Origin of the sequence: Aliiroseovarius conchicola, assembly GCF_041403445.1 — a bacterium.
Lineage (GTDB): Bacteria > Pseudomonadota > Alphaproteobacteria > Rhodobacterales > Rhodobacteraceae > Aliiroseovarius > Aliiroseovarius conchicola.
Window position 1 is genome coordinate 1 of record NZ_JBGEHL010000036.1, and the last position, 4,007, is coordinate 4,007.

2 protein-coding genes and 1 pseudogene are annotated in these 4,007 nt (G+C 56.1%); all 3 read left to right on the forward strand.

Annotation, left to right across the window (positions count from 1 at the left end; genetic code table 11):
- Window positions 1-198: 198 nt before the first annotated feature.
- The gene (locus V6N04_RS18890; protein ID WP_371171725.1) at window positions 199-1,929 is read left to right on the forward strand and encodes a calcium-binding protein; all 1,731 of its coding nucleotides are present in this window, start codon (window positions 199-201) and stop codon (window positions 1,927-1,929) included.
- 114 nt (window positions 1,930-2,043) lie between these two features.
- Window positions 2,044-3,804, forward strand: coding sequence for a type I secretion system permease/ATPase (locus V6N04_RS18895; RefSeq protein WP_371171726.1), 1,761 nt, complete (start codon window positions 2,044-2,046; stop codon window positions 3,802-3,804).
- Window positions 3,801-4,007: pseudogene (locus V6N04_RS18900) on the forward strand (hypothetical protein); the annotation flags it as partial. The gene V6N04_RS18895 and the pseudogene V6N04_RS18900, both read left to right, overlap by 4 nt.

Below are 4,007 nucleotides of genomic sequence, written 5' to 3' on the forward strand. Positions count from 1 at the left end.
GCACATTCCCGCGCTGGACTGGCAAGTAGGGCTGGATCAGCGCGTATTGATTTTCTGTTATCTCATTCATAACAGATACCTAGCATCAAATAGCACTAAGTAATAGTGTTAACAGGCCCTAATAAGCTCGCGGGCCGTTTCATTGCACAGTCGCCCCTTTCTAGCGCCCTTTTGGCGACGCAGGATTCCGTCGAGTTTTTGGAGATTCTTTCAGGCCATCCATTTGTTTCATTCGTTTCATTGCTTGAGGGCTATACATCGGATAGCCGACCGCTCGACGGTGAGTTGAGCCTCGTAGTAGGTAATTTAAACGATGCCGTTGAGAACGGTTCAATTACCGCTGAGAACGCAACGCTCGCACTGTCCCTACTTGAAGCAGATCTCGGCGTTGACGGCGAAGACTTCAACAAAACGCTTGAAATTTCTGCACTTGCGTCTGGGGTTGATCCTAGTTCAGCACTGTTCCTCGAAATTGCAGTATCGAATGGTTATGCAATAGTCGAGGGAACATCTTCAAATGATACGTTGACGTCAGATGTTTCTGCCTGGTTTGTGGGTGGAGCAGGTGATGACACAATTGTCGGCAGCGATAATGGGAACACGTTTTATGGTGGGACTGGTGATGACACGCTCGTTGGCTCTGACAAATCCGATACCTATATCTACAGGTATGGCGACGGATCCGATACAATTACAGATTTCGATCCGAGCAAAAATTCCGGCGTTGACACGCTGACCTTTACCGATGTGGCCTCGGGTGATGCGCTGTTCAGCCAGGGCGCGACCAACGATCTGGTGATCACGCTCTCCAACGGCGAGACCGTGACGATCAACAACCACTTCGACAGTGACTATGATTACGGCATGGATCAGATCAGCTTCTCTGACGGGGTCACGCTGGGCTGGCAGGGTATCCGCGACAAGTCGGTGGCCGATCAAAAGGCTGGCGGGTCCGGCGCGGTCAAAGGCACGGAATATGCTGAGAATTACACCCATGCCTTGGGCGATGGATCCTATGTGATCACTGACTATGATCCGAGCAACAATTCCGGCGTTGACACGCTGACCTTTACCGATGTGGCCTCGGGTGATGCGCTGTTCAGCCAGGGCGCGACCAACGATCTGGTGATCACGCTTTCAAACGGTGAGACGGTGACGATCAACAACCACTTCGACAGCGACTACGACTACGGCATGGATCAGATCAGTTTCTCTGACGGGGTCACGCTGGGCTGGCAGGGCATCCGCGACAAGTCGGTGGCCGATCAGAAAGCCAGCGGGTCTAGCGCAGTCAAAGGTACGGAATATGCTGAGAACTATCAGCATAGCCTGGGCGACGGGTCGTATGTCATCACCGACTATGATCCGGGCAGCAACTCAGCCAATGACACGCTGACCTTCACGGATGTGAATGCGGATGACATCACGTTCAGTCATGAGGCGACAAACAACTTGGTCATGACACTGCCAAACGGCGAAACCATAACGGTCAAACATTATTTCGACACTGATTGGGATTATCGGATCGAGCGTATTGGCTTTGCAGATGGAACAGTTTTGAACGATCAGGAAATCAACAACAAAACTGTAGCTGATATGAAGCCGACCGGTGTCGTTACTGGTAGCGAAGTTACCGAGAACTATAAGCACGTTTCTGGTGACGGATCCTATGTGATCACCGATTACGATCCGGGCAGCAACTCAGCCAACGACACGTTTGAGTTCATTGATGTGAATGCCAGCGATGTCACATTCAGCCAAGGTGCCACCAATGATCTGATCATGTCGCTCGCCAATGGGGACATGATCACCATCAACAATCACTTTGACAGCGATTGGGACTATAAAATGGAAGAGTTCCATTTTGCGGATGGAACAGTGCTTAACCAGGCACAAGTCCAGGATCTGATCAACGACAGCGCTGCCTAACCCTCCCGCCCGTCCCGAGCTTTTCTTCCGGCGCGGGGCGGGCACCCTTCCTAATTTCATCCGCGATGTATTTCCCCGGTTTCCTCCCTGTCCCTTTTATGATCGTCCGCTCCTGTGCCCCAACGCCCTCGCTCCCAAAAAGCTGAACTGACCAAGGCCCGCAATGCCGGGCTGCACTTTGTTGGGGTGGCGTTTCTGTTCAGCGTGTTTGTGAACATCCTCATGCTGACCGGGCCGCTCTTCATGCTGCAGGTCTATGACCGGGTGCTGTCCTCGCATTCGAAGGAAACGCTGACGGCCTTGTTTCTTCTGGTGGGGTTTCTCTACATCCTAATGGCGCTGCTGGACTATGCGCGCGGGCGGGTGGTGGCCCGGTTCGGGGCCTTGTTTCAGTCAAAACTTGATGATCGGGTGTTTCGCGCGACGTTAAAGATGGCCGCGCATCAGAACGCCCGCCCAAGCCTTGCGCTCCGCCATCTGGAGAACATCCAGCAACTCTTTGCCTCACCTGCGTTTCTGGCCCTGCTTGATCTGCCATGGTCACCACTCTTCTTTGCTGCAATCTTCATCCTGCACCCGATGCTGGGCTGGCTCGCGCTGGCGGGCGGGGCCGTGCTGATTGCCGTGGCACTGACCAATCAGCTCATGACCAACAAACGCGTGGCCAATGCGCAGTCCCTCTCGCAACGCGCCCATGGGTTTGCCGATCAGGCCCGGCTCGCCCATGAGATCGTGCAAAGCCAGGGGATGCTGGGTACCATCACCTCCCGCTGGTCGCGCCAACGTGAAGACGCACAACGTGAAGTCCTGTCCTCCAGTGATTGGACCGGCAGCTTTACCGCGCTCACCAAATCCATGCGGCTGTTTCTGCAATCCGCCATGCTGGCGCTTGGGGCTTACTTTGTGCTGGAAGGCGAAGTTACGGGCGGAGCGATGATTGCAAGCTCCATCCTTCTTGGTCGGGCCCTTGCCCCGATCGAGCAGTCCCTTGGCCAATGGGCGCTGGTGCAAAAGGCACGACAGGCCTGGGTCTCACTTTCCGAGCTTCTGGATGTGATGCCCGCCGAGACACAAAAGACAGCCCTTCCCACGCCTAAGGCCGAGCTGTCTGTCAAAAACATGATGATTGCACCGCCGGGGGCAAAGGCCCCCACACTCAGCGGGGTTAACTTTCAGCTGGCGGCAGGCAAAGCGCTTGGCGTTATCGGCCGCAGTGGTTCGGGCAAGTCAACACTGGCGCGCGCGCTCTTGGGTGTTTGGCCTGCGGCCTCAGGCGAGATCCGCCTGGGCGGAGCCACCCTCAATCAATATGACCCCGATGAGTTGGGACGCCATATCGGCTATCTCCCCCAGAAGATCACCCTCTTTGATGGCACATTGGCCGAGAACATCGCACGGATGTCCGAAGAGGTGGATGATGCGGCCGTGGTTGAAGCCGCCACCCGCGCCAACGCTCATGAGATGATCATGACCCTGCCTGACGGCTACAACACGGTGATTTCCGGCAGTGACTGCCAGCTGTCCGGGGGGCAGCAACAACGCGTGGCGCTGGCCCGCGCACTCTATGGCGATCCTGTACTGCTCATCCTTGATGAACCCAACTCAGCGCTCGATGCGGAAGGCTCAGAGGCGCTGAACGAAGCCGTGCGTGGGTCCAAGGCGGCAGGCAAATCCGTCATTGTCATGACCCATCGTCCGGTCGCAATCTCTGAATGTGATGATCTTATCATCATCGACAAAGGTCAGATCACCGCCCAAGGGCCACGTGATGAGGTGCTGCGGGCCAATGTGCGCAATGCCAATCAGCGGGTCGCGCCGCACCCGGGTAAACCGAGCAAGTCCTCCACACCGATCAAACGGCAGGTGGGCACATGACCGGGCCTGTTTTGACATCTGGACAAGCTACTGAACTGGCAACCAGCGAGGCCACCCCCCAACCCCCAAAACAGCGCCGTCCCGTCTGGCGGGCCGCGCTGCCAATCACGGTTGGGTTCCTCGCGCTTGTTGTCCTGGTTCTTGGTCTCGGTGTCTGGAGCGTGGCCACGCGGCTTTCAGGCGCCGTCATTGCCATGGGCACC